General features: G+C 40.2%; 1 protein-coding gene. It reads left to right on the top strand.

Annotation, left to right across the window (positions count from 1 at the left end; all coding sequences use genetic code 11):
- Positions 1 to 125: 125 nt before the first annotated feature.
- Positions 126 to 539, top strand: a complete 414-nt coding sequence (locus D8863_RS10860) for a YjdF family protein (protein WP_125441878.1) — start codon at positions 126 to 128, stop codon at positions 537 to 539.
- The last annotated feature ends 29 nt before the right edge of the window (positions 540 to 568 follow it).

Below are 568 nucleotides of genomic sequence, written 5' to 3'. Positions count from 1 at the left end.
TGCTATAATAGTTCCAACTAAGATAAAAACACAGTTCTGGTTGGTAGTCCAGACGTAGGCAAGCCTATCAGTAACCTTCCTCCTTGGTTGTCCATTCTTAGGGATAGATTTAAGGAGGTGCTGTCGTGGAAATCGTTTCAATTGGCTTGACAGTTTATTTTGAAGATGGATTTTGGCATGGATTGTTTGAACAAGAGTGTGAGGGAACTTATCAAGTTTGTCGTGTGACATTTGGTCAGGAACCAAAAGAGGATGAAATTTTGAGACTTATACAGATTCAGTTTGTTCGGTTATCTTTTAGTTCNGAGGCGACAGTCAAACAGCATGTGAAGATTAAGAATCCGAAGCGTCTGCAACGAGCTGTAAAGAAACAGGTGAAGCAGGAAGTTTCTTCTAAGTCACAAGAGCTTTTACAGTTGCAGCATGAGGAACGAAAAAAGCATTCAAAACAACAGTCCAGTCTCCAAAAGCAATTGCTCAAGCAAGAGAAATTTGAACGCAAACAGCAAAAACGTAGAGAGAAGCACAAGGGGCACTAGTGACTCTCTCTTTCATAACTCTTTCATAA

The organism is Streptococcus oralis (assembly GCF_003943825.1).
Taxonomy (GTDB): domain Bacteria; phylum Bacillota; class Bacilli; order Lactobacillales; family Streptococcaceae; genus Streptococcus; species Streptococcus oralis_CD.
The sequence above is the reverse complement of the archived record's forward strand: the minus strand, read 5'-3'. Positions and strand labels throughout refer to the sequence as shown.